The organism is Paraburkholderia sp. BR10936 (genome assembly GCF_040965735.1).
GTDB classification, from domain to species: domain Bacteria; phylum Pseudomonadota; class Gammaproteobacteria; order Burkholderiales; family Burkholderiaceae; genus Paraburkholderia; species Paraburkholderia nodosa_A.
On sequence record NZ_JBFRCM010000004.1, the window covers coordinates 129,509 to 152,221 of the forward strand.

Annotated in this window: 31 protein-coding genes; 27 read left to right on the top strand and 4 right to left on the bottom strand. The window is 60.3% G+C overall.

Annotated features, from left to right (window positions below; translation table 11 throughout):
* The first annotated feature begins 279 nt into the window (after positions 1-279).
* Positions 280-1,290 (top strand): tyrosine-type recombinase/integrase, encoded by a 1,011-nt coding sequence (locus AB4Y36_RS10125; protein ID WP_368682880.1) that lies wholly within the window; start codon positions 280-282, stop codon positions 1,288-1,290.
* Here the strand turns inward: AB4Y36_RS10125 and AB4Y36_RS10130 are convergent.
* The 4 genes from AB4Y36_RS10130 to AB4Y36_RS10145 form a co-directional block, all read right to left on the bottom strand.
* Positions 1,287-1,670, bottom strand: coding sequence for a hypothetical protein (locus AB4Y36_RS10130; protein WP_368682881.1), 384 nt, complete (start codon positions 1,668-1,670; stop codon positions 1,287-1,289). The two genes, AB4Y36_RS10125 and AB4Y36_RS10130, sit on opposite strands and share 4 nt — an antisense overlap.
* Before the next feature lie 257 nt (positions 1,671-1,927).
* Complete coding sequence (locus AB4Y36_RS10135) at positions 1,928-2,905, bottom strand: hypothetical protein (RefSeq protein ID WP_368682882.1); 978 nt, start codon at positions 2,903-2,905, stop codon at positions 1,928-1,930.
* A gap of 143 nt (positions 2,906-3,048) precedes the next feature.
* Entirely contained in the window at positions 3,049-3,213 is a 165-nt protein-coding gene (locus AB4Y36_RS10140; protein ID WP_368682883.1) for a hypothetical protein, read from the bottom strand.
* Positions 3,214-3,334: 121 nt separating this feature from the next.
* The gene (locus AB4Y36_RS10145; RefSeq protein WP_368682884.1) at positions 3,335-4,054 is read right to left on the bottom strand and encodes a S24 family peptidase; all 720 of its coding nucleotides are present in this window, start codon (positions 4,052-4,054) and stop codon (positions 3,335-3,337) included.
* 164 nt (positions 4,055-4,218) lie between these two features.
* On the opposite strand from AB4Y36_RS10145, the gene AB4Y36_RS10150 reads away from it, so the two are divergent.
* The 26 genes from AB4Y36_RS10150 (at position 4,219) to AB4Y36_RS10275 (ending at position 22,704) form a co-directional block, all read left to right on the top strand.
* Positions 4,219-4,455, top strand: coding sequence for a transcriptional regulator (locus AB4Y36_RS10150; RefSeq protein ID WP_368682885.1), 237 nt, complete (start codon positions 4,219-4,221; stop codon positions 4,453-4,455).
* Positions 4,456-4,464: 9 nt separating this feature from the next.
* Positions 4,465-5,343 carry a helix-turn-helix domain-containing protein gene (locus AB4Y36_RS10155; RefSeq protein ID WP_368682886.1) on the top strand — a complete coding sequence of 293 codons (879 nt, stop codon included), beginning with the start codon at positions 4,465-4,467 and terminating at the stop codon, positions 5,341-5,343.
* The gene (locus tag AB4Y36_RS10160) at positions 5,303-6,055 is read left to right on the top strand and encodes a hypothetical protein (RefSeq protein WP_368682887.1); all 753 of its coding nucleotides are present in this window, start codon (positions 5,303-5,305) and stop codon (positions 6,053-6,055) included. Before AB4Y36_RS10155 ends, AB4Y36_RS10160 begins: the two co-directional genes overlap by 41 nt.
* Positions 6,056-6,488: 433 nt before the next feature.
* Positions 6,489-7,076: a DUF1064 domain-containing protein gene (locus tag AB4Y36_RS10165; protein ID WP_368682888.1), complete on the top strand. Its 588-nt coding sequence runs from the start codon at positions 6,489-6,491 to the stop codon at positions 7,074-7,076.
* Between the two features lie 2 nt (positions 7,077-7,078).
* On the top strand, positions 7,079-7,567 hold the full coding sequence (locus tag AB4Y36_RS10170; RefSeq protein WP_368682889.1) for a hypothetical protein: 489 nt from the start codon (positions 7,079-7,081) through the stop codon (positions 7,565-7,567).
* A complete protein-coding gene (locus AB4Y36_RS10175; RefSeq protein WP_368682890.1) occupies positions 7,564-8,196 on the top strand; it encodes a hypothetical protein in 633 nt (210 codons plus the stop codon). Before AB4Y36_RS10170 ends, AB4Y36_RS10175 begins: the two co-directional genes overlap by 4 nt.
* Positions 8,193-8,588 carry a winged helix-turn-helix transcriptional regulator gene (locus AB4Y36_RS10180; protein WP_368682891.1) on the top strand — a complete coding sequence of 132 codons (396 nt, stop codon included), beginning with the start codon at positions 8,193-8,195 and terminating at the stop codon, positions 8,586-8,588. The genes AB4Y36_RS10175 and AB4Y36_RS10180 overlap by 4 nt, the downstream gene beginning before the upstream one ends.
* Entirely contained in the window at positions 8,575-9,225 is a 651-nt protein-coding gene (locus AB4Y36_RS10185; RefSeq protein ID WP_368682892.1) for a hypothetical protein, read from the top strand. The genes AB4Y36_RS10180 and AB4Y36_RS10185 overlap by 14 nt, the downstream gene beginning before the upstream one ends.
* Before the next feature lie 70 nt (positions 9,226-9,295).
* On the top strand, positions 9,296-10,570 hold the full coding sequence (locus AB4Y36_RS10190) for a hypothetical protein (protein ID WP_368682893.1): 1,275 nt from the start codon (positions 9,296-9,298) through the stop codon (positions 10,568-10,570).
* Positions 10,570-10,761 carry a hypothetical protein gene (locus AB4Y36_RS10195; protein WP_368682894.1) on the top strand — a complete coding sequence of 64 codons (192 nt, stop codon included), beginning with the start codon at positions 10,570-10,572 and terminating at the stop codon, positions 10,759-10,761. Before AB4Y36_RS10190 ends, AB4Y36_RS10195 begins: the two co-directional genes overlap by 1 nt.
* 101 nt (positions 10,762-10,862) lie before the next feature.
* Positions 10,863-11,222, top strand: a complete 360-nt coding sequence (locus tag AB4Y36_RS10200; protein WP_368682895.1) for a hypothetical protein — start codon at positions 10,863-10,865, stop codon at positions 11,220-11,222.
* Positions 11,215-12,015 (top strand): 5'-3' exonuclease H3TH domain-containing protein, encoded by an 801-nt coding sequence (locus AB4Y36_RS10205; RefSeq protein ID WP_368682896.1) that lies wholly within the window; start codon positions 11,215-11,217, stop codon positions 12,013-12,015. The genes AB4Y36_RS10200 and AB4Y36_RS10205 overlap by 8 nt, the downstream gene beginning before the upstream one ends.
* Before the next feature lie 87 nt (positions 12,016-12,102).
* A complete protein-coding gene (locus AB4Y36_RS10210) occupies positions 12,103-12,315 on the top strand; it encodes a hypothetical protein (protein ID WP_368682897.1) in 213 nt (70 codons plus the stop codon).
* 62 nt (positions 12,316-12,377) lie between these two features.
* Positions 12,378-12,656: a hypothetical protein gene (locus tag AB4Y36_RS10215; protein WP_368682898.1), complete on the top strand. Its 279-nt coding sequence runs from the start codon at positions 12,378-12,380 to the stop codon at positions 12,654-12,656.
* Positions 12,657-12,726: 70 nt separating this feature from the next.
* Entirely contained in the window at positions 12,727-13,197 is a 471-nt protein-coding gene (locus AB4Y36_RS10220; RefSeq protein WP_368682899.1) for a hypothetical protein, read from the top strand.
* Positions 13,194-13,667 (top strand): hypothetical protein, encoded by a 474-nt coding sequence (locus tag AB4Y36_RS10225; protein ID WP_368682900.1) that lies wholly within the window; start codon positions 13,194-13,196, stop codon positions 13,665-13,667. The genes AB4Y36_RS10220 and AB4Y36_RS10225 overlap by 4 nt, the downstream gene beginning before the upstream one ends.
* A 95-nt stretch (positions 13,668-13,762) precedes the next feature.
* Positions 13,763-14,158, top strand: a complete 396-nt coding sequence (locus tag AB4Y36_RS10230; protein ID WP_368682901.1) for a helix-turn-helix domain-containing protein — start codon at positions 13,763-13,765, stop codon at positions 14,156-14,158.
* Positions 14,159-14,225: 67 nt separating this feature from the next.
* On the top strand, positions 14,226-14,531 hold the full coding sequence (locus tag AB4Y36_RS10235) for a hypothetical protein (RefSeq protein WP_368682902.1): 306 nt from the start codon (positions 14,226-14,228) through the stop codon (positions 14,529-14,531).
* Positions 14,528-14,653, top strand: a complete 126-nt coding sequence (locus AB4Y36_RS10240) for a hypothetical protein (protein WP_368682903.1) — start codon at positions 14,528-14,530, stop codon at positions 14,651-14,653. Before AB4Y36_RS10235 ends, AB4Y36_RS10240 begins: the two co-directional genes overlap by 4 nt.
* A 116-nt stretch (positions 14,654-14,769) precedes the next feature.
* Entirely contained in the window at positions 14,770-14,973 is a 204-nt protein-coding gene (locus AB4Y36_RS10245) for a hypothetical protein (RefSeq protein WP_368682904.1), read from the top strand.
* A gap of 394 nt (positions 14,974-15,367) precedes the next feature.
* Complete coding sequence (locus AB4Y36_RS10250; RefSeq protein WP_368682905.1) at positions 15,368-15,889, top strand: hypothetical protein; 522 nt, start codon at positions 15,368-15,370, stop codon at positions 15,887-15,889.
* A gap of 85 nt (positions 15,890-15,974) precedes the next feature.
* A complete protein-coding gene (locus tag AB4Y36_RS10255) occupies positions 15,975-16,484 on the top strand; it encodes a terminase small subunit (protein ID WP_368682906.1) in 510 nt (169 codons plus the stop codon).
* A 46-nt stretch (positions 16,485-16,530) separates the two neighbouring features.
* Positions 16,531-18,603, top strand: a complete 2,073-nt coding sequence (locus AB4Y36_RS10260) for a phage terminase large subunit family protein (RefSeq protein ID WP_368682907.1) — start codon at positions 16,531-16,533, stop codon at positions 18,601-18,603.
* Complete coding sequence (locus tag AB4Y36_RS10265) at positions 18,603-19,145, top strand: hypothetical protein (protein WP_368682908.1); 543 nt, start codon at positions 18,603-18,605, stop codon at positions 19,143-19,145. The genes AB4Y36_RS10260 and AB4Y36_RS10265 overlap by 1 nt, the downstream gene beginning before the upstream one ends.
* Positions 19,142-20,719, top strand: coding sequence for a phage portal protein (locus tag AB4Y36_RS10270; RefSeq protein ID WP_368682909.1), 1,578 nt, complete (start codon positions 19,142-19,144; stop codon positions 20,717-20,719). The genes AB4Y36_RS10265 and AB4Y36_RS10270 overlap by 4 nt, the downstream gene beginning before the upstream one ends.
* Positions 20,716-22,704, top strand: coding sequence for a phage major capsid protein (locus AB4Y36_RS10275; protein WP_368682910.1), 1,989 nt, complete (start codon positions 20,716-20,718; stop codon positions 22,702-22,704). The genes AB4Y36_RS10270 and AB4Y36_RS10275 overlap by 4 nt, the downstream gene beginning before the upstream one ends.
* The last annotated feature ends 9 nt before the right edge of the window (positions 22,705-22,713 follow it).

Here is a 22,713-nt window from a genome sequence, read left to right on the forward strand (position 1 = left end):
GAAGGCATAGTCCAGCGCACGAACGCGCGCCCATGCATGGCGTGTGGCGTCGAAAGACGTGGTGTGACGAAAATCCGCCGCCTTACGGCTTGCCGGTTCGAGTCCGGTCCCCGGCACCACGACGTTTTAAAACATTCCCCCTCGAATGTTGAACCCCGTAGCTACGGGGCTTCCAGCGCGTCGTACTGTACGAATGAACAGTATTACTCCCCGGTCAATGGGGATATTCTTTGGCGCGGCTCCCCACGGATTCCCCAAGGCATTCCCCACGGTCACAACATGGCATCAATCACCCCCTACAAAGACGGCTGGCGCGCGCAGATAGCGATTAAGGGCGTGCGCGACTCGCGGACGTTCCGCACGCAGCGCGAAGCCCGCGCATGGGCGGCGTCGCGCGAACACGAAATCCGGCTGCAATCCACGCAATCCCCCGGCGAACGCTACACAGTGCGGGACATGCTGGAACGATACGAACGCGAGGTATCGAGCACGAAGAAAGGCGCGCGCTCTGAATCGTTGCGTATCGCGTCATTGCTGAAAAACTTTCCCGACTTCGCCGCGCTCAAGCTGGCGGACGTGCGGACCCCCGACTTGGCGGCGTGGCGTGACGCGCGCTTGCGCGACGTGTCCCCTGCTTCGGTCAATCGCGATATCAACTGGCTTCGCAATGCGTTCTCTGTCGCCCGCAAGGAATGGCACTGGATGGAAGGCAACCCGTGGGAAGGGTTTCGGCTCCCCGTGGACGGCCCGCCGCGTGACCGGCGCGTTACGTCGCTGGAAGTGAAGTTGATTTGCCGCCAGTTAGGCTATCGCACGGGCGTTGCGCCCGTGACCCTATCGCAAGAAACGGCGCTTGCGTTCCTTGTCGCGTTGCGGACGGCGATGCGCGCCGGGGAAGTGCTTTCGCTTGGCGCGGGCAATCTCGACCTGACAAAGCGCGTTGCGCGTGTGAACCACAAAATGCAGCACTTGACCGGTCGGCCCCGCGAAGTGCCGTTGACGCGGCACGCCGCGCGGTTGCTGCGGCCCGTGGCGGCGCGTGACCGATGCTTTACGGTCACGTCCGCAAGCATGGAAGCCCTGTTCCGAAAAGCGCGCGGTCGGCTGGCGGCGCTGTATCCCGACATTGCCGGGTTGCACTTCCACGACACGCGGGCGGAAGCGTTGACCCGGCTCGCGCGACGTGTGGACGTTATGACGCTGGCGAAAATCAGCGGGCATATGGACTTGCGCACGCTGCAAAACACCTACTACCGGGAATCGGCGGCGGACATTGCCGCACGAATCTAGCGCTTGCCGGTCGTCGGGAGCGCGGCGCGCGCGGCATCGACCATTTCAATCGGGATGCGCCCGCACCTGTTGAGCGCGAGCGTTCCCATATCAACCAACTTCGCCACGGTCCAGCGGGACAAGCCAAGCATTTCGGCGGCTTGCCCGATGGTCACTTGCGTTGGGCGCGGGTGGCGCGCCGCGTAAATCTCGATTGCCGCCAGTGCGGCCTGTGTTGCCTCGGTCATGTCAATTTTCTGCGTGAGCGCTTGGTTGATCTTCGGGGAAATATCCCCGGTCTGCAAAATCAGGATCACCCGGATAGCGGTCTGACCCGTCCGCCCTGTACCAACAATAAAGCGATCCTCGGCGATGCGGGAACGGGTACTGGCGGCAATCACAGCGCGTTACCGTGGTATCGCGCCGGTTCATCCATTTGTCTAGCCTGTAGTCACGAGCGCCGCACACGCGGCACGCTGGCGCGCTCGCGTATTGATCGGGCGGGCGCGAAAAGCAACGTCGGGTTGCGCACTTGCGGCAACGGCAGTGATAACGAAATCTGACAGACATTCCGACTCCCTTACGGCGGAGTAAATCTCCCGGAATCCCCGGAAATTTACTCCGGGGGAAACATTGTCCCCCGTTAGTTACCCATTGGTCAATCCCCTTGGGTCAATCTTTGGGCGAGTTTTTCCCGCGCGATCCTGTTCACTTCGCTGGCGTGTTCCTGATTGCAACCAAGGAACGGACGGATGCGACGGACGCCAACCGACAGTTCCCCGGCGTCGATTGCCGCAATCACGCGGGTAACGTCCGCGTCCATATCGCGCGAGGCAGACCCGGCGCTTTCCCGGCACACGTCCGGTTCCGGCATCGTCGGTGCTGGCGGAACGCTTGGCGGCGGTGCGCTCGGCGCGACGCGCGGCTTTGGCGGCGGCGGCATCGGCGCGCGTCGCGCTTCCCTCTTCGGTTCAAGGTGAAGCGGCCCGGTGAATCGCGGACCCGTGAACAGTTCCGCCGCCGTGGGCGCTGTTCCCGAAGTCTTTACGGTAGCGGTCACGGTCACGGGAACCGGCGCGGTATCGGTAGCGGGCGCGGTAACGGTCGGCGCGCTGATATACCAAAACGCGATTGCGCCAAGCTCAAGCGCGCAAGCCGTGGCAACGCCAAGGGCGGTTCGAAGCGCGCGGGACGAAATCCCCAAGGCGTCCGCCACGCTCGCCAGCGTGTCCGCGCGAGCGCTCGCAACCGAACTGCTATAGGCGGTCATTTCCGCGTCATATCGGCGGCTTGCGCCGTTCTGCGCGGTCAAGCGGTCTAGCGTGTCCGTTGTGGCGGCGACGGCGGCGCGCACGGTCGGGCAGGGCTCGACGCATCGGCGCGACTTGGCGGCGGTCACAGCGCGCGCCGCGTCGCGCAGCGGGGTTGCCAACTGCTCGACGGTCGCATAGCTGGCGGGCATGACCGGAACCGGCAACACGGCGGCGCGGTGGTCCGTGTTTTCGCTCGCGGAGTTCACGAAGAACGAAACGTGATTTGCCATGACCACGGCGAGCGCGACGACGAACGCTAGCACTCCAAGCGCTACCGAACCACGGTCACGCCCACGGATACGCGATAAGGCGGCATGCGCCACGAACGTTGACGCCAGCGCGGCAATGATCCAACCGGCGCGCGCGGACGGATCGGCGGATTGGTAGGTTGCGCCAATGACGGCGAGATAGCCGGAAACGCTGGTGAGTGCCAGCGCGGCGACGCGGTCGAAAAGTTGAGGCTTTGTCATTGCAGTTCCTTCGTGACCGGCTTCGTTGCGTCGAAGTAACCCGCCGACTCGGCAAGGGTGGAGTCACGCGAGATTGCGCGGCCCATTTGCGCGGCGTTCCAACCGCGCGCATATTCCGCGATCTGGCGCGCGGCGGTCATCTGTTCCCGAATTGCTTTCATGCTCCCGGCTCCCGGTGGTTGTTACCTAAAGGTCAACAGAATAGCGTTACCTTTACCCAAAGGTCAATAGGCGGTCACAAAAAAGGCCGGTAGTAACCGGCCTGTTACGGGTAGCGGGTCATCAGTACCGCACGACCTTTGCCGCAATGCGACCAACAATGCGCGCCTTCGCCAGCGGGGTAATCCCTTCCGGCCATGATGGATTCAGGGCGCGGAGGTATTGGCCGGAACTGTCAACGACAAGCTGGCGCGGGCACATGCTGTGCGATCCGGGGCGAACGAAAATTACCAAATCCCCCGGCTTCGCGGTTGTTGCAGGGTGGATCAGTAGCAAATCCCCGTCTGCAAGGCTCGGTTCAACTGCCGGGTTGTGCATGCACGGCCCGATCATGCGGAGGTAGTACGCGTTTGGATCGGCGGTAACGGCGGCGGGTATCCAATCGAGCACTTCCCAAGCGCCTTTCCCTTTCGGCAACTGCCACGAATACAGGGGGATCATGGTTCCCGCTTCTGCGCTGCTGGCCGCTAGTGGCGCGGCGGTCGGCGTCGCGAGCAATTTTGCAGTTTGATCTTTCTCGACTTGTCCGCGATTCGCAAGGATCGTGTCTATCGGTAGCTTGCTGTCAAGCGTTCCAGTTGGCACGCCAAGCGCATGCTCAATCTCTGCAACCATATCTTCGCCAATGCGCTTGCGGCCTTCGCGATCATCGGTCCAAAGCATCCGGGTAATGTAGCTGTCAGACTTCCCGATACGTTTTGCAAGGCTCGAATTCCGACCGTCACAAAGGCGGTCACGAAGTTCCAGCAAGCGCACGCGGCGGCGTTCATAGCGGTTTTCCATTGCTTCAAATCTCCTAATTCATGCCTGAATTGTGCGGGCATGCGCGCATCCGGGGAATTCCCGTTGGGATAACACCAAAAGGTAAAGCATAACGCGATTCTTGACACTTTGCTTTACCCAACGGTAAAGTATGGTATCACCAACCACGAAAAAGGGGAACAATCGTGAAACAACTACTCGACTTCATCAATTCCATGACGCCAGAAAACCAAAAGGCGTTCGCGGCGCGCATTGGAACGTCCGTTGGCTATCTGCGGAAAGCGATCAGCGCCAAGCAAACGTTCGGCGCGGGCCTGTGCGTGAACATCGAACGCGAAAGCGGCGGCGCGATTCCGTGCGAAGTGCTGGACCCGTCCGTTGATTGGGCTTATCTGCGCTCGACGTTCAAGCAAGCGGCATAAGGTGCGCGCATGAGTCTCGACGCAATCACATGGGCGCGCGCGCAAACACTCGGCAAGGGAAGTCTTAAGGCGGTGTTTATGGCGCTGGCGGACTATGCGGGGGAAACGTGGTTGTCCTACGTTTCCACGGAAACAATCTGCAACTGGACGGAGCAGGACCGTAAAACCGTGCTGGCGAATCTCGGCAAGTTGAGGGATTCCGGCTGGATCATCGACACGGGAAAGCGGGTTGGCGTGACGGCGCAAATCGTGGTCTATCGCATCAATCTGGAACGCGGCGTGCCCGTGACTATCGGCCCGCGCCAAGAGCCGAACAGTCCCAAAAACGGAACAGTTCCGTTTTTCCCTGATAACAGTACCGTTTTTCCGCGAAACAGTACCGTTTTTCCGCCGAAACAGTCCCAAAAACGGGACACAGAACAGTATGGAACAGTAAGAACAGTAGGGAACGGTATATCTGGCGATGAATCGCCAGCATCCAACCCGCCGAAAGCGAAGCGAGTGACCAAGGCGGAACGGGCGCGAATCGACGGCATCGCGTTTCTGGTCGACAAGGGCGTTGACGAGCGACACGCGGCGGATTGGATGACGGCGCGGGGAGATTCGGCAATCACGGAAACGGCGTGGGCGCGGCACTGCTCGCAAGCCGCCGAAGTCGGCATGACCCCGGCGCAAGCCGTGGAGTACGCAGCGGGCGCGGGCTGGAAGGCGTTCACGGCGGCTTACTGGCGGAATCAGAACCGGACGGACGCACCACGCGGCGGCGCGGCGGACGCGGCGGGAAAGTCGGAGCGTGCATTTGGCGCGCTGTTCCCTTCGGCGGCGAATCAACTCAAACGGGGCAAGGATGACGGGCGAACAATTGACGGTCACGCAAATTGGCAATGACGGCGGCGGGCTTCCCCGGCCTGATTCCGTGGAAGGCGCGGTTGAATTCATCTTCGCGCAGTTCGCGGGCGCGTTCGGGTTTGATGCGCTGGTGAGCAAGTTTGCGGGGCGCGGCGCGGGTTCCGAACTGGCGGACGCCGTGCTTGCGAACATGCGGATTCAGTGGGGCGACGATATCCGCGAAGCCGGGTTCACATGGTCGGAGATTCAACGCGGCGTAAAGGCATGCAAGCGCGCCCGGTTCGTTCCGGTATGGGGCGAGTTCGCGGAAGCATGCCGACCGGCGATCAATCCTCAAGCGGCGCTGTATGAGGCAATCGAGCAAATGCGCAAGCGCCAGTTCGGAAAGGATGTTTGGACGAACCCGGCGATTTTTTGGGCGGCGCGAAAGATCGGTGAGCACGACATGATTCAAGGCTCGGTTACTTCGTTGCTCCCGCGCTTCGAAGCTGCATTGGCGCAAGTGCTCGCAAGCGGAAAGATTCAACCCGTGCCGGAACGCATCATGGAGCTACCGGCCCCCGGCGCGGCGGAATCGACGCGCGAGCATGGGCGCAAGCAACTGTCCAACCTTGGCGCATCGGGCTTGCTGCGTCCGATGAAGGGCGGGAATCGAGATTGGGCGCGGCGTCTGTTGCAGCGGGCGAAGGATTACCCGGAACAGGTTGACGCGAATCAAATCCGCATCGCAACGGAGGCGCTGGCGTCATGACGAGCAACGCGGCGGCGGACGTGACCGAACGCGTTTGCCGGAACTGCAAGCACACGCGCAGCGCGGAATTCGTTTCGCGCCCTATGCACAAGCTCAGATACCGGAACTGCGATCACAAGCCGGTTTGGGTATTCGTTCCGGGTGGGATGAAATGCAATATCGGGAAATTCGAGGCAAAAAGCGTTTAGCGGCCCTGTGACGGGCTGGCGGTGTATTGGTGCGTCCAAGATATTCCCCAAGGGGAAACAATCGGCTGGCGGGTGGTTTCCGTGCGTTTCTCGCGGTGTTGCGCCCGACATGCACGGTCGGGAATGTCCGCATCGCGTTTCGGTAGGGGCCGGGAGAATTAGAGGAAAAGCTCTATATTTGCTCCTGGCTAGCTTTACCCAAGGGTGTCAGAATTTGACTTCGCAGTTACCTAGCGGGAAACGTAATGAGTATCGACAACGCGACGTTCGAAGAGTGGAAGGACGCCGCAAAACAGGAGCGGGAACGTATGGCAATGCAGCGCGCAAGTTGGGGCATGGCGGTGGAGCCGGGTCAAACGCATATCGGAACGGCTCGAATCCGTGAAGTGGTCGCATATGCGCCGGGACAGTTCGAGGACGAAATCACGCGGGAACTGCTGGCGCAGCGCGCCGCAAGTCTCGCGCCGGAAAAAATGGAACCGGTTCCGGCGAAGAAGGCGAAAAAGTCGAAGTATCGGAACATCGAATGCGAAGCGGACGGGATCAAGTTCGATTCGATGAAAGAGCGTCGTCGCTACATTTACCTACGGGACAAGCAAGCGCGCGGTCTGATTCGCGACCTTCGCATGCAAGTTCGCTACCAAATCGCGGAGTCATGCACGGTCGAAGGCGAGAAGCTGCGCGCCCGGTTCTACGTTGCCGATTTTGTTTATCGGGACATGGAGCGGGAAGCGGTGGTTGTTGAGGACGTTAAGGGCATGCGAACGGATATGTACCGGTTCAAGCGCCAGATGATGAAGTTAGTTCACGGAATCGAAGTCACGGAGATTTGAGGGTGAAGAAGCGCAGCAAGGGAAGCCCGCAAAACCGCCGCACGCGCGGCGTGTCCCGAATGAACGCGGGCATGAATCTGATTTTCAGCAAACAGGGCATGGACGACACGCAGCGCAACACGCTTGGGATTGCGTATCACGTCGCGTTGTCGCAAATCGAGCGCGGTCACGGCGACGAAACGCACTTTTCCACGCTCGCATGCGCCATGAACATCGGGATTGTGCTGGCGGAATCGGGCGCTGGCGCGGAAAGCATCGATGCGTTCAAGGGCGCAATTCAGGCGCTTGTTCGCATGCGTGACCGCGCCGACAAAACGGGCCGTTGGGGGTTGGACGGCGACGGGATTGTTGACCTTCGCCTTGCTGTGTCGCTTCACGATTCGCAACTGGAAATCTGTTCGCGCCGGATGGTCATGGCGGCGCGTGACGAAGTGCATAGACGGATCGAGGCGGGAACTGTGTTTAAACGAAACGAAGAGGTTGAAGCATGAGCGCGAAAGTTAAGGTCAAGGCATTGATGCAGGATTGCAAGCCGCGCACGATTGACGAGATCGTTGACGCCATTCCCGGCGCGGTGCGCAAGACGATTCAAGCCGCCGCCCGCGATCTGTCGCGCCCCGGTATGGGTCAAATCCTTCGCGTCGTCGGCTCGCAGGGGCGGAACCATGCGATTGTGTATGTGCTGTTCGGTGCGCCGACAACGGCAGCGGAAGCGGTGAGGGTCGGCGCAACGCTGGCGGAAGTTAAAACGGCGCGCGTTTCCATAGCTCGACGCATTGCCGAACTGATGCAGGACGAAAAGGAACGCAGCACGGCGCAAATCGTGGCGGAATTGAACGCGCCGGAAAAGACCGTGCGTTCCGCGCTGTCGGAAATGTGCATTGAGGGATTCGGGCAAGAGGTCCACATATCGCGCCGCTTCGGTCGGGTCAACTTCTACAAGGCCGGGGAAGGCGATAACGCCCCGGAGGAATATCAATCCCCGGCGCACGCGGCGAAGGCGGCGGCGCGTAAGCAACGGCTGGCGGATCAAATCGCGGGCAAGTGGTGGCCTGTCGCGTGTCCGGTGACGGTATCGGCAATGCACAACATGGTCACGGCGGGGAGGGTCGCAGCATGACGGCGCGCCGGTTGAAGTTGGCGGACGTGTGGGGCCAGTGCGGCCCGCACGAATCGCGCTTGAAGGTTCTGCGCGTTATCGAGCGGGAAAACCGCCCGGTAACGAATGGCGAAATTGCGGCGCTGGCGGGTCTGACACAACGCGCCGTTCGTTCGCATGTTGACCGGCTAGTTGATTCGGGCGTGCTGGTTCATTCAACCATCAACGTGAAAGCTGGCTTGGGGACGAAGGACATTCGGATTGTTTGGCGGTCGGACGCGCATTTGCCGTGCGAAGTTGAGGACGTGCTAGACGCTGGATGGTGGCCCGCTGCGGACCCGGTTGTGTGCCATGCGATCCGGGGGATGGTGCTGGTTGGTCGGATGGGTGGCGGCGCGCGTGCTGCGGCGTAGCGGATTCAAGCCGAAGCCGGGGAAAGTGTACAAGGGTCTATCCCCCGGCAAGGGATTCCAGAACAAGGGCGGCGGGCTGAAACAATCCGGGTTCAAGCGGAAGCACGCTGGCGGCGCGGTATTCATTGACGAAGCGGGCGAGGCGCACGCGCTGGACCATCAAGACCCGCACGGGGTCTATCGCGACGTTGACGCGGACGCGGTGCGCGGCGGCGTGCGCGTGTTCAATCCCGGCGACGTGGACGAGCACGGCGAGCCGTTACCGGCCCCGACTCGCGCGAAGCGCATAACGTTTAAACGGTCACGCCCGAAGCAACCCAAGGGTAACGATGCGCGGTATCTGGCGGCGTGTCGCGGCGAACAGTGTTACCTACGGCTCCCCGGCTGTATGGCGCGCGGCTTCGAACATGAATCGGTAGTGCCAGCGCATCGGAACGAAGGGAAAGGAATGGGCCTAAAGGTTCCCGACGAATTCACGGTGCCCGCGTGCTACGCGTGCCACATGGAGTTCGATCAAGGCATGCGTTACCCGCGCGAGCGCAAGCGCGCACTGTGGAACGCCGCTTATGCCGTGTGGGAACAGGTTCGAATGCATAAGTTGGGGCTGGCGGACAAGCCGGAATTCGTCACGATTTGACCTTTACCTAGAGGGAACACCTGTGGAATAATCGGGGTTCCCTGTTTTACCTAAGAGAAAAGTCTAGACCATGTTCAAGCACGCGTTCCGCTCGGGTATGTCGTCAAAGATGGATATGCAAGCCGCCATTGATGCGGGCGTGCCGTTCGGCGCGGTGGCGGGCGAACTGCAAACCGTCCAAAAGCTGATGACGATTCCGAAATACCTTGCCAGCGGCGGCGCGGTATTCATCGATTCGGGCGCGTTCACGGCGTTCCGAACGGGCGAGGCGATGGACTTTGACAAGGTGCTTGCGACATACGAAACCATTGCGGAAATGGCGGAAAGCGATTCGGGGATACCTGGGCTTTACGTGGTCGCGCCCGATGCGGTCGGGGATCAAGTCGAAACCCTTCGATTGATCGGTCAGTATCGGGAACGCCTGTTGGCGTTGATCGGTACGGGGTGCAATCTCATTGTTCCGATCCAGCGCGGCGCAATCCCGGCGCAAGAAATGCTGGACCGCGCAAAGGCGGTTCTAGGCACGGATCAATTCGTTGCGGGCATTCCTTCGAACGAAGAGGCTATGACGGTCGAAGAGTGCGCGACGCTCAAGCACCACGCGTTTCACATTCTCGGGCGCGTGAAGGTCAACGCGGAACAGGCGGCGCGCATCGACGCATTGCGCAAGCTGCAACCCAACGCAGCAATCACGGCGGACGCGAACTGGATGCGCTCGCGCATCGCGACGATTTGCAAAAACGCGGACGCGATCCGCTCGCGCATTTACCGGGACGGCGGGCGCGAAGCTGGTCAAGCGTCGGCGCGGACCATCGCACTATCAACCATGCTGAAAAGCGATAACCAATGGGCGGCAATGCCGGAAATGGAAATGACGAACGAACACGAACATACGCGCGCGGAAGATCGAATTGCGGAAGCCAAGGCGATTGACGGCGCGACGAAGCGCGCGAACGCGGTCATTGCTCGCGCTGACCGGGCGATTGCGGACGCGGAAGCGCTCGACAAGGGGCGGACGCTGGAAGGCTTCACGCATCGCGGCTATCGAGTGGCGAAAGGTCTGTGCGGCGGCGTTGGAATCTTCGCGCTTGATGACGGCTTTCAATGCGCCACGGTCGAAACGGGCGAAGCCGCGAAGCGCCGGATTGACGCATGGATTGACGGATGGATTGTGGCGGCGCGTGAGTCGTTCGATAGGGACGAAGCGGAAATGGCGCTGGCGGCGTTGATCGAGATTGGCGAGCTACCGAAGGAAACCACGCGCGAGGCGGTGAAGGCGGCTTGCGGGAAGTTCCTAGATGGCTTGGCGGAATCCGGCCCGATTGACTTTTTTGGGGTGAAGTAATGGCCGGGTACACGTCGAACGGCGTTTTGATGCAGGAAACGCGGAAGCAAGTCAACCGCCGTGAATTGGTCGCGTGCGTCCGTGAATACCATCGTGCCGTGCGCTTCAATGAGGCGGATTACATGGCGCTTTGGGCGGCGTCGATCACGAAGCGGCTGGCGATGGTCGGCGGGATGGTTGGTAGATGGTAGTTGGCGATTCGATCCGGCTAACCGTGCGAATGCCAACCATCGGGTCATTCGGCTCGCGCGGTCGAACGTCATACGGGACCGTTGAGGAAAGCATTGAAACGATGGCGCTGGAAATGCGGCGTATCGAGCATCGCGGGGTTCTCACGGGCGATTCGTGCAAGGTGCTGGCATATGCGCCGGAACGGTATAGGCGATACCTAAAGGAAATCGGGCGGCTGGTTGACGGGGAATATGTGTGGTGCTTCGCGTACCTGTCGCAAAACCGGAAATCGCTTGCGCCGTTCTTCGCATCGGGCGATGCGGTTTGGCCGGTCCCGCCGCCCGCGCCGGAAAAGATTGTGACGCACACGTTGACCCGCGCGCAGTTCGACGCGCTGGCGGCGGCGTGCGAAGTGCTGGCGGAACGGCTTGCCGCGCCGCTGCGTGAAATTCTCGAATGTTCGGGGGTTGTGAGTGAGTGAATCAACGTTGTTGCTGGTGGACGGTCATTCGGTCGTGCGCCGGGTTTATGAGGCGGTCAACGGCGGCGCGCCAATGATCGAGGCGGAAAAGGTCAAGCAAGCATCGCGGTCCAGTCTGCAATCGTTGCGCCGCGCATTTGACGAACACCCGTCAACGCATGCGCTGGTGGCGTTCGATGCTGGCGGAAAGAACTGGCGTCACGCGCTTTACCCGGAATACAAGGCGAACCGCGAAGAAAGCACGCCCGAATTCAAGGCGATGATTGCGCCGTTGCGTGAGCGCGTCGAAGGCGTGTTGGGCGTGCATACCGTGGCGGTTCCCGGCGTCGAAGCGGATGACGTGATTGGGACAGTGGTTCGGCGCTGGATCGAATCGGGCCGTGATCCTGCTCGAATCACGATCCTTTCCGGGGATAAGGATTTGGTGTGGCTGACGGCGCACCGTGCGCGCGTGTATGACCATTTCGGCGCGGAGTGGCGCGGCGCGGAATGGATTGAAAAGAAGTTCGGCGCGGGGATCAGGGCGGCGCAAATCCTTGATTGGCTCGCGCTCAACGGGGACAAGGTGGACGGCGTGCCGGGTTTGAAGGGTTGCGGAAAGGTCACGGCGACACGCTGGCTTAACGAGTTCGGAACGCTGGATGCGTTGATCGAGCGGGCGGCGGAAGTCTCGGGAAAGATCGGGGAAACGCTTCGCGCCGGTATCGAGGACGTGCGCTTGTCGCGGCGGCTTGTGTCGCTCAAAACGCGGGTTGAATGCGGTGTGACGTGGGGATTGCTTCGCCGCCAATGATGCGATTTTCGCGGGAAAGTATCTTTACCCGAAGGGAATCGACGTGGTATAGTTTGACCTTCAGGTAACGCAACGAAGGCGGACGAAATGGCAAAGGCGAAGGCGATTCCGGTTCACCCGGAAGGGTTCAAGTTCAAGGGCGGCGCGGGTCAATTCAAGGTTTGGCATGCGGGCTACATGGATTACCGCGTGACGGACGAATCGACCGGCGCGGAAGTGTCGAAGAAACAGCAGTTCGGTAACGCGTGGACTGCGGCGTGCCAAATGTATGACGCGGCGCGGCTCGGGTTGCGGGTTTAGTGAGTGGCAACCGGCCCGCCGCGCTGGCGGGCCAATCGAACGGAGGTTTGCGAATGGGTTGGTTGGCTGATGACGTGGCGCGGATTCGGAAAGAAGAGGCGAAGGCGCTGGAAAGCACGAAGGCAATCGAAGCGGGCGGCGTGACCGTCCAGTTGTATGCGAAGCGCGAGGGGATCAGCGAATCGGCGGCGCGCTACCGGCTGGAAAAGCTGGTGAAGGCGGGCAAGGCGAGCAAGCAAGTATTCAAGGAACCGGAATTGAGGACGAAGCGCGGCGGGTCGGGCTTCGGGTATGAGTGGCGGCGGCTGGCGGTCTACACGATAAGCGGGGGTTCGGAATGACGTGGGCGGTTGTTGGTGGTTGTGTGCTGGCGTGGGCTGGCGTTGTTGAATTACTTCGGAGGTTGGTGAAATGACGGTTGGTGATATCGAGGTCGCGCGCAAGGCGCTGGTTGTGGCGGTTCGCACGTTCGCGGGCAACGATCAATATTCGGACTACATTCGCCGGGAACTGGCGGGCGACTTCGCGGTAACGGTCGCGTCGCTTCTGGCGGAACGAACGAGAATCGCGGACGCGTGCATATGCGCGGCAATCGAACCGCCGTACAACGCGGAACAGGCTAAGGCGTGGCTGGAAGTCGTCAAGGCGCTGCGTGAGTTCGTGCCGGAATGGTCGAGCGTGGGCGCTCCCGGTGCAACGCCAGCGCAAAACGCGGTCAACGCAATCCGCACGCTGGCGGAAGTCGCGCGCGAAGCGGTAAAGGGTGGTAGCAAAACTACCCGGATTGAAGCCATGCAAGGTGAATCGCTCGCGCTGGAAGCGCTGGCGGGCGTGTCGATCACGATAAACGGCAACGTCACGATCACGGGGAATCTGGAATGACGGCGGCGGACCCGGACGCGGAATACATGGTTTCGGTGGACGTGCGCGACTTATTCGCATTTCTGCGTGCTGCGTGGCGCGAAGGCCAGCACTATGACCGTGAGGGCGTGCCCGACCAAGCCGATAGTTGGAGCGCGGCGACGGATCACGCTAGCAAGGTGATTGACCGTTGGGTTGGCGCTTCGGCTAGCGCGACGCTTCGAAATGGCCCGTTCCCGTTGTTCTTCGATTCGCTCCCGGTTGCGCGAGTTGGAAACGGCGGCGCGTTCTTTCTTCGGCGGCGCGATGACGGTTCCCCGTGGCCCTACGGAACGGACCTATACGTTGCGGCGGACATTGGGGCGTATATCTCGGGGCTGGTGCCGCTCGCGCTATCCCCGGATGAAATCGAGCGCTTGGCGCAAGGTGCTGGCGCTGACATTCGGATTGATACGGCGGGCAATGTCGATATCGGTGCCGGCGCGGTCTGACGCGCAATGATGCGATTTTCCCGGCAAAACACTTTTCCCAAAAGGTAATTGGCCGGGTTCTTTTTTTTTCGATTCAGGTAAAGGGAGTTATTGACGTGACGGTGCAAATTGATTCGACCGCTTCAATCCTTCGCAAGCGCTTCGGCGCGATCCTGCAAGCGCGGCGCGAGGATATCGGAATGACGCAATTGGATATGTGCGTTGAGTTGGACTATTCGGCCCCGACGATGGTTAGTCAGGTGGAACGTGGAACGTCCGCATTGCCGGAAGTTGACTTGATGCTGTGGGCGGACCTGTTGCGAATCAACCGTGCGGAGTTCGCGCACAGATACACGCGCTATTGCCGCCCGTTCGTGCATGAGGCGATGACGGGCGAGGACGTGTTTAAGGCGGAAGGCTTGGCGCGCCCCGCAAAGACCATCAAGCCGCGCCCGAAGAAACGCGGAGCAGATGCGAAGCTGGATTCCCGTCAGGTAATTGATAGGATATAATTGACCTTTGGGTAAAGATCAAAGGGAGCATCGGCCAGGTGAGAGTAACGACACGGGGAAAGGGTCAATGATCGGAAACAAAAAGGCACGCGCGCTGTTCGCCGCCAAGGTGGCAATGCGGTTTGATTCGAAGTTGCGGCATTACGTGGCGGATCAATTGAGCGAGGCGGGCGAATGGGCGTATGGCGCGCAGCGCTGGCGGTCGGTGGTTGTGAGGCTGTGGAAGTCGAAGGCGGTCAAGCTGGCGGCGCTGCTGGCGGGCATGACGGTTCGGGAGTTGGTTTCGTGGTGGTTGATTGATGCGGGGTATGTTCCGCGAACGCTGGCGGGCCGCCGCGATCTGATTGGCGACGTTATGGGGGTGACGGAATGACGGACGCGCAGAAGCGCGAGGCGGACGCGGCGGCGGAAAGTGCGGCGCGTATCGAGCGGGCAAAGGCGGAATTCCTTCGCTATCTGACCGGCGATTGGACAACTTCAAAGGGTGGAAAGTAAATGCTGGACGTGTGTTTGTTCGCGGGCGTATTGATCGGCTCGCCGCGCTTGCTGGTGAAGCTGGCGGGCCATTGGTTCAAGTGCCGTGTACGCGGCGAGTTCGGAGGGTTGGCGCGATGAAGGCTGTTCGGTCGTGGATTGGCGGCGGCGCGATGGCGGTCGCGATGGTGGCGGCGGGATACGGCGCGGAAGCGATGCACAACGCGGCTATCCCCGCGCACGGCGGCGCGCCGACCGCTAGCGTTGCCGGTTGCAGCATGGGCAAGGTTGGCGAGTGGTTCGGCTGTACGGCGCGCAAGCTGACTGGCGGCGCGCGATGAAACAAAGGTGCGGAACGTGTAGCCAAGCAGTATTCGAGCGGACGCCAACGGGTCGGGTGAAGCGCAAAGAGCCGGGTCAATGCCGCGCGGACATTCCGAACGTGGCGGCGCTGCTCCCGGCGTGCGTCATGGTTCGATATACAAGCCGCATGGCGGTATGGCCTGACGATGGCGAAGCGTGCCCCGCATACAAGCCGCCACGGTCACTGGTTGCAAGCGCAGGATAGAGAAAACGCGGGAAAACACTTTTACCCGTAGGAAAAGCCCCGAATTGGATTTGTCCGTTCGGGGCTTTGCTTTTGTGCGGGCCGAAAGCGCGCGAAGCCGCGCCGGACAACGGTTTGCGCCGTCCGTGCCCCCGTAGAATACAGGTAATTACCTATGGGGCAACGCAATGCGCGCACTACCGACGAACGTGGAAGAGGTTGCAAGGATCATTGGCCGCGATAAGGCGCTGTTCCTTGTCGGTGCGTTGCCGCGCTACGAGCGGCGCAACCACGGCGACGGAACCGTTCGGTACGACATCATGGCCTATGTCCCAACGATAAGCCGTCTGAAGCCGGATCACGCGCTATCGAAGCTGTTGGGGTACGCAGTGGCGGGCCGGTTGTCGAAGGCGTTCGGTGGTTCATTGCTGCGCCTCGAATCATGCCGTGAAATCTATCGTTCTTACCGGGATCGCATGGTGCGTGAGTTCTACGCCGAAGGCATGCGGGCAAGTGAGATTGCCGAACTATTCTCGATCACGGATAGGACTGTGCGAACAATCTGCTGCGATATTGAGAAACCAAGCAACAAAATGTTGCGCGAACCCAAGGCATCGCAGTCGTTTGCCGACGCCAATGGTGAGAAATTGCGTTTGTCAAGCAAAACACGCAACAAAATATCAAAAAGGGTCCTTCCGGCGGCGGGATAGCTTGCGGGGCCAAGGCTTCGCGCCGTTTGATATCTGGGTGGTGTAAAAACTACCACTTTACTATTACCCAAGGGTGCAGTTTTCCATGTCTGACACGTATAACCGAAGTGGGCTTGCCGCCGCTATGGGCGTGGCTTTGCCGACAATCGACGCTTGGCGAAAGGATGGTATGCCGGTTGTAAAGGTCGGCGGGCGTGGCGTGGAGTGGGAATTCTCATTGAAGGCGGTCATTGCGTGGCGGATCAAAACGCAGGTTGACGCGCTTTCAACCGGCCAATCAACCGACATGGAAGAGATTGAGCGGCGCACGGCGTTGGCAAAAATGGAAAAGGCGGAACTGGAACTGTCCATTGCCAAAGGCGAGGTTGCGCCAATCAAGGATTTTGAGCGGGTGCAAACCGCCGTCATGGCGACGATTCAACAAAACATCATGAATGTCCCGCAACGCGTGGTTCTGCAACTGCTCGGGGAGACGAGCGAAGCGGAGTTCAAAAAGAAGCTTTCGGCGGAACTGCGGACGGCGTTGGAGCAAGCCGCCAGCGGGGATATCGACATTCCAGAAGAGGACGAAACCGGTGACGAGGAATCCGTTTAAACAATTCGGGAATCTGACCGGGGTTCTGGATTCGATGGTGCGGGCCATGACGAATCTGGTTCCGCCGCCTGAAATGCTCCCGTCCGAATGGGCGGAAGCCAACGTAAAAATCCCTATCGGTAATGCCATTCCCGGCCCGATCAACTTTGACAATGCGCCGTATCAGCGGGGCATGCTCGACGCGATCAAAGAACCGGGCGTGTATCGAGTCGATTACATGACCGGCGCGCAGTTGGGGAAAACCACGGTGCAGCAATGCGCGACCGGGTTTTTTATCGCGCACGAACCGCGCTCGCAAATCTTCGTGCAACCGACGCAAGGCGACGTTCAGACGTTTCTAGAAACGAAGCTGCGGCCAATGCTCGACGCCAATCCGAAAATCTCCCGGCGCATGGCGAAGAAGCGAAGCCGCGAAGGCGTGAACAACTCGCGGATCATTTCGTATATCGGCGGGTGGCTTATGTTCTCGTGGGCTGGCTCCCCGAAAACGCTTCGCGGTCGATCCGCGCCGATCACGCAGGCGGACGAAGTGGACGGCATGGACGCAACGCCAGAAGGCGATCCGGTCGAACTGCTCGCGCAGCGCGCCGCAACGTTCGGGGACCAAGCGCTTTCGACGCGATCCAGCACGCCAACAATCAAGGGTAGTTCGCGGATCGAAACCGGGTTTCTGGAAGGCGATCAGCGGCGCTATCACGTTCCCTGTCCCGGCTGCGGCGAGGGGCAATATTTGAAGTGGTCGAACGTCCATTGGTCGGGGCGCTGCTCGACCGGGATTCATGACGCGGAGAACGACAAGGGCAAGGAACATGACCCGCATTCCGCGCGCTATACGTGCGAGGTGTGCGGTTCGCTTTGGGATGACGGTCAACGCATTGCGGCCATTCGCTCGGCGGAATCCAAGGGGTTCGGCTGGAAGGCGGAAAAGCCGTTCAAGGGTCACGCGTCATTCCATGCGCCGGAACTGCTATCGACGTTCCGCAAGCTGCGCGACATTGTTCAATCGTATCTGGACAAGCTGGCGGTCAACGATCTGCAATCCTTCGTCAATGTGTCGCTGGCGGAAACGTGGGAAGAGAAGGGCGACAAGGCGGATTCGAACGCGCTGATGCAGCGCCGGGAGCAATACCGCGCACAAGTGCCAATGGGCGGCGTGTGGCTCGGCGCGGGTATCGACGCGCAGGTTGACCGGCTGGAAGTGCAAGTTGTGGCGTTCGGGCTTGGCGAAGAGGCTTGGCACGTGGATTACCGCGTGCTTTATGGCGATCCGCTCGGGCCTGACGTGTGGGCGGACCTTGAGGACGTTCTGGCGGAAACGTGGCAGCACGAAACCGGCGTTGAAATGCGGATCATGGGCGCGTGTATGGACACGGGCGGGACGAATTCATACACGCAAACCGCTTATGACTGGCTGGCGGGTAAGACCGGGCGGCGCATTTTCGGGGTCAAGGGCGTTGCCGGTTGGGGGCGCGGGATCGTTGAAAAGAGCCAGAAGAAGCAAAGCGGTAAGGGTTCCAGAAAAATTGACCTTTACCTTGTGGGCGTGGACGAAGCGAAGCTAATCACTATGCGCCGGTTGAATCAGCAATCACCCGGCCCCGGCTACATTCACTTTTCGGAGGACTGCGACAACGAATATTTCGACCAACTGACTGCGGAAAAGCTCGTTACACGATACGTGAAGGGGTTCCCTAATCGCGTATGGACGAAGCTCGACAAGGCGCGCAACGAAGCGCTAGACACGTTTGTCTATGCCTATGCTGCGCTAAAGATTCTTAGGCCGAATTTAAAACGATTGGATCAACGCATGCGCGAACAAGCCAAGCACGCCGTTAATGTTACCTACAGGGAAGTTTCGCGGACGCCCGAACCCGGCGCACCCGAAGCGCCCGCGCAACTGGACGCGGAAGCGACGGCGGAAGCAACGACCGCCCCCGCGCCGGTCGCGCCCCCGGCAAGCGATGAGGTGAAGGTGTTTAAACATACCGTGAAGCGCCCGGAAAAAGCGCGGGTGGAACGAAAGCCCGCCCAAACTGAAAATGGGGGAATCGAAAAATCGTCGCGCAAGTTTGCCGGTGGGAAGGCAAGGAAGCGCGGCACATGGGCGACTAAATTCTAATGGTGAGTTTTCCCGCAACGGGAACGGTCGGGCTTGATTTTCAAGCCCGGTTGACCCTTCCGCAATACCCTTCCGCTTCGTGGTCGGTTACTGCCGTGCTGCGCGGCCCGGTTGCGCTCGACTTGCCGTTTTCCCCGGACGTTGACGGGATCGCGCACGATCTGGCTGTGTCGGCGGCGGAAACAGCCAAATGGACCGCTGGCGACTACTGGTATTCGCTGCGCGCCGCGTCGAACGGATCGGTTTTCGAGGTCGGTTCCGGCTCGGTCGCGATCAAGCCGGATTTTGCGGCTATCGCTTCGCCTTATGACGGTCGTTCGGACAACGAAAAGGCGCTGGAAGCGATTGAGGCGGTGCTTGGCAAGCGCGCCACGCTCGACCAAGAGCGTTACCGGATCGGTGAGCGTGAATTGTGGCGCACGTCTATGTCCGATCTGCTCAAGCTGCGGACCTTTTACGCGGAGCGCGTGCGGCGTGAACGGCTGCGCGCGCAGGGAAAACGCACCACGTTTGGGCGCGCAATCCGCGTGAATTTCCAATGAAAAAACAGAAAACCCCCTTTTTTAAGCGGATTTTTACCCAAGGGGACAATTCCCCGGCCCCGCGCTCGAAATTTCGAAAGTTCGTGCGCCGCATGCATGGCATGTTCAAGGCTTCGTTCGTGGACCCCGCCGATAAGTGGTCGGCAATCCCGATTCCGATTGAGCAATTCATTTCGCTGCGGCTCCCGGCGCTTGTCGCGCGCTCGCGCGAACAGTGGTCGAACAATCCGTATGTTCGCGGCTACGTCCGCCGCTGCCGACAAAACATCGTTGGCGAACATGGCGTGTTGATGCAAAGCAAGCCGTTGCTTTCGTCGGGCAAGCTCGACAAGGCGGCGTCCGATGCAATCGAAGCGGCATGGTTGGATTGGTGCAAGCCGGAAAACTGCGACGTTGCCGGGAAGCTGTCATGGCGACGCATGCAAGCGCTGGCAATCGAGCATGCGGCGCGTGACGGGGAATTCATTTTCCGCAAGGTGCGCGGCGATAACGCTGGCCCGTTCGGCTTCGCGCTGCAACTGATTGATCCGGTTCGCTTGCCCGTTGGGTATGGCGATATGGGTTATGGAACCGAAGGGAATTTCATTCGGAACGGGATCGAGTTCACGCGCTTTGGCCGCGTGGTTGCGTATCACTTCGATTCGCTGGATGAATCGGACGCCGGTTTCTATTACAGCGTTGCGGGCAACGGTTATGTCCGCGTCGAAGCCGCCGACATTATCCACGGATTTGTTTGCGAAATGGCTAGCCAGCGGCGCGGCATTCCGTGGACTAGCACGGGCCTTGACCGCATGCACAACCTTGGCGGGTTCGAGGATGCGGCGGTGCAGAACGCCCGCGCTGGCGCGAACCAAATGGGCTTCATCGAATATGACGATGGATTTGGCCCTGACATTGACGATGACGATGACGTTGACGTTGCGGCAACCATCAACGCGGAACCGCTTTCGTTCCATGAATTGCCGCGCGGTGCGCACCTGAAAGAGTTCAAGCCGCTTTATCCGAATGGCGAATTCGCGACGTTCAACAAGTCGCAACTGCGCGCGGCGTCTACCGGTTGGGGTGTGGCCTATAACGGGCTTGCGAACGATCTGGAAGGCGTCAATTTCAGTTCGATCCGTGACGGCAAGGTTGACGAGCGGGACAACTGGAAGGAATTGCAGCAATGGCTTATTGAGGCGCTTTGCTGCCCCGTGTTCGATGACTGGATCAAGTATGCGCTGCTCGCGGGGTTGATCGTGAACACGAAGAACGGGAAGCCGCTTTCCCCGGCGAAGCTGCGCGAGTATCGAAAGGCTATTTGGCAACCGCGCCGTTGGGATTGGATTGACCCGAAAAACGACGCCACGGCAAAAATCACGGAAGTTCGCGGCGGGCTTACGTCCATTCTTCAAATCATGCGCGAGCGCGGGCGCGACCCGGAAACGGTATTCGGCGAAATCGCGGAAAGCTATGAAATGGCGGTTGCGGCTGGAATCCCGCAACGCTTTATTGATGTCATGTTCGGCATTCTCCCGGCTCCCGAAGCCGCGCCAAGCAAGGCGGACGAATCTGTTGCAAAGGAACCCAAATGATTCGCAGTGACGACAAAACGCAGTTGAGCAAGGTTGCGCGGGCGCTTTCGCAAATCACGGAACGCGGCCTTATCCAGCGGGATATGACCGTTTCCGCCGTGGACGTTGAGGCGCGCACGGTCGAACTGGCGTTCAGTTCGGAGATTGAATATCCGCGCTGGTTCGGTATCGAGATTCTTTCGCACGATCCGGCGCACGTCGATATGTCCCGCCTTCAAAACAAGGCGGCTGTCCTGTGGAACCACAATTGGGACGACATGCGCGGCGTTGTCGAAAGCGCCAGCATTGATTCCGACCGCGTTGGCCGTGCAAAGGTGCGAATCAGCACAAGCCCCGCTGGCGAACAGCTATTGCGCGACGTGGCGGACCAAATCATTACCAAAATCAGCGTTGGCTACGCCGTAACCGGCCTCAAGCTGGTTGAGGAACGCGAGGATACGGACGTGTTCCTTGTGAACGCGTGGATGCCGTATGAAATCAGTTTCGTGTCCGTGCCCGCCGACGATACCGTTGGCGTTGGTCGGTCTGCGGAAATTGCGCGGGTGGAACCTGTTGCCGCGCAAGTAGAAAATCAGGACCATCAACCAACCCCGAAGGAAGGGAATCGAAGCATGAATACCAAGGTACTGCGTGACGCGTCGGGCAATCTCGTCCGCGCGAAAGTGGACGAGAACGGCGCGATTATCGAAGTGCTGGAAGTTCTCGAAGTGGCTGGCGCGGCGCAACGTGACGCGCAAGCGGCACAAGCTCGCGGCGCTGACACGGAACGCCAGCGCGTGCGCGATCTGACGCAAATGGGCCGGGATTACGGCCAAGTGGACAAGGCGCTGCAATTCATCGCGGAAGGCAAGACCCCGGACGACTTCCGCCGCGAACTGCTGGCGGACTATGCGACGCAACGCGCCGCTGGCCGTCCGCTGTCGGAGCAAGCGAAGGGTCCGGGCGCCGAAATCGGCATGACGAACAAGGAAGCGCGCCAGTTCTCGATTCTGCGCGCCGTCCGCGCGCTGGCGAATCCGCACAACAAGGCGTATCAGCAAGACGCGGCTTTCGAATTCGAATGCTCGCGCGCTGCCGAAGAAGCCTACGGCAAGACTTCGAAGGGCGTTCTCGTTCCGGCTGACGTTCTCAACCGCGCGTTTTCGTCGACGACCCCGGCGAGCGGCCCCGGTTCGAACGCAATCGCAACGAACCTGCTGGCGAACGAGTTCATTTCGCTGCTGCGTCATCGCACTTGGGCGCTCAAGCGCGTCCGCACGATGGGCGGCTTGGTCGGGAACGTCGATCTTCCGCGCCAGAACAGCGCAACGCAAGCGTATTGGGTTGGCGAAGGTGCGGCCCCGTCCGAAAGCGAACCGGGTCTGGATCAAATCTCGTTCACGCCGAAAACGCTGGCCGCGTACACGGACATTACCCGCCGCCTGATGCTGCAATCGAGCATCGACGCGGAAAACTTCGTGCGCGACGATCTGATTGCGGTCATGGCCCGCGCGCTGGACAAGGCTGTGCTGTACGGCGCTGGCACGGACAACACGCCGACCGGCCTTATCAATCAGGACGGTATCAACGCGGTTGCGCTCGCCGCGTCGGATGCGGCATACAAGGAATATGTCGCGATGGAAACCGCGATTGCGGCGGCGGACGCGGACGTTGGAACTATGTCCTACGTCATCAACGCGAAGGCTCGCGGCTCGGCAAAAACCACGCTGCAATTCCCGGACGTGAACGGCTCGCAACGCATTTGGGAACCGGGCGGCACGATCAACGGTTACGCCGTGGACGTGACCAACCAAATCGACGGCTCGGACGTGTGGTTTGGCAACTGGAACGACTTCATCGTTGCGATGTGGTCGGGACTCGACCTGATGGTTGACCCGTATTCCCTCAGCACTTCGGGCGGAACGCGCCTTATCGCGTTCCAAGACGTTGACATGAACGTGCGCCACACGCAGTCGTTCAGCTACGCAACCAAGGCTTCCGCGTAAGCGGTCATG

Coding starts and splice junctions, on each gene's coding strand:
- AB4Y36_RS10270 (WP_368682909.1), top strand. CDS start 19,142: ATGAAAAAACAGAAAACCCCCTTTTTTAAGCGGATTTTTACCCAAGGG.
- AB4Y36_RS10210 (WP_368682897.1), top strand. CDS start 12,103: ATGGCAAAGGCGAAGGCGATTCCGGTTCACCCGGAAGGGTTCAAGTTC.
- AB4Y36_RS10240 (WP_368682903.1), top strand. CDS start 14,528: ATGACGGACGCGCAGAAGCGCGAGGCGGACGCGGCGGCGGAAAGTGCG.
- AB4Y36_RS10190 (WP_368682893.1), top strand. CDS start 9,296: ATGTTCAAGCACGCGTTCCGCTCGGGTATGTCGTCAAAGATGGATATG.
- AB4Y36_RS10275 (WP_368682910.1), top strand. CDS start 20,716: ATGATTCGCAGTGACGACAAAACGCAGTTGAGCAAGGTTGCGCGGGCG.
- AB4Y36_RS10160 (WP_368682887.1), top strand. CDS start 5,303: ATGACGGGCGAACAATTGACGGTCACGCAAATTGGCAATGACGGCGGC.
- AB4Y36_RS10260 (WP_368682907.1), top strand. CDS start 16,531: ATGACGAATCTGGTTCCGCCGCCTGAAATGCTCCCGTCCGAATGGGCG.
- AB4Y36_RS10195 (WP_368682894.1), top strand. CDS start 10,570: ATGGCCGGGTACACGTCGAACGGCGTTTTGATGCAGGAAACGCGGAAG.
- AB4Y36_RS10255 (WP_368682906.1), top strand. CDS start 15,975: ATGTCTGACACGTATAACCGAAGTGGGCTTGCCGCCGCTATGGGCGTG.
- AB4Y36_RS10200 (WP_368682895.1), top strand. CDS start 10,863: ATGGCGCTGGAAATGCGGCGTATCGAGCATCGCGGGGTTCTCACGGGC.
- AB4Y36_RS10155 (WP_368682886.1), top strand. CDS start 4,465: ATGAGTCTCGACGCAATCACATGGGCGCGCGCGCAAACACTCGGCAAG.
- AB4Y36_RS10265 (WP_368682908.1), top strand. CDS start 18,603: ATGGTGAGTTTTCCCGCAACGGGAACGGTCGGGCTTGATTTTCAAGCC.
- AB4Y36_RS10235 (WP_368682902.1), top strand. CDS start 14,226: ATGATCGGAAACAAAAAGGCACGCGCGCTGTTCGCCGCCAAGGTGGCA.
- AB4Y36_RS10225 (WP_368682900.1), top strand. CDS start 13,194: ATGACGGCGGCGGACCCGGACGCGGAATACATGGTTTCGGTGGACGTG.
- AB4Y36_RS10140 (WP_368682883.1), bottom strand. CDS start 3,213: ATGAAAGCAATTCGGGAACAGATGACCGCCGCGCGCCAGATCGCGGAA.
- AB4Y36_RS10175 (WP_368682890.1), top strand. CDS start 7,564: ATGAGCGCGAAAGTTAAGGTCAAGGCATTGATGCAGGATTGCAAGCCG.
- AB4Y36_RS10125 (WP_368682880.1), top strand. CDS start 280: ATGGCATCAATCACCCCCTACAAAGACGGCTGGCGCGCGCAGATAGCG.
- AB4Y36_RS10220 (WP_368682899.1), top strand. CDS start 12,727: ATGACGGTTGGTGATATCGAGGTCGCGCGCAAGGCGCTGGTTGTGGCG.
- AB4Y36_RS10250 (WP_368682905.1), top strand. CDS start 15,368: ATGCGCGCACTACCGACGAACGTGGAAGAGGTTGCAAGGATCATTGGC.
- AB4Y36_RS10165 (WP_368682888.1), top strand. CDS start 6,489: ATGAGTATCGACAACGCGACGTTCGAAGAGTGGAAGGACGCCGCAAAA.
- AB4Y36_RS10145 (WP_368682884.1), bottom strand. CDS start 4,054: ATGGAAAACCGCTATGAACGCCGCCGCGTGCGCTTGCTGGAACTTCGT.
- AB4Y36_RS10180 (WP_368682891.1), top strand. CDS start 8,193: ATGACGGCGCGCCGGTTGAAGTTGGCGGACGTGTGGGGCCAGTGCGGC.
- AB4Y36_RS10245 (WP_368682904.1), top strand. CDS start 14,770: ATGAAGGCTGTTCGGTCGTGGATTGGCGGCGGCGCGATGGCGGTCGCG.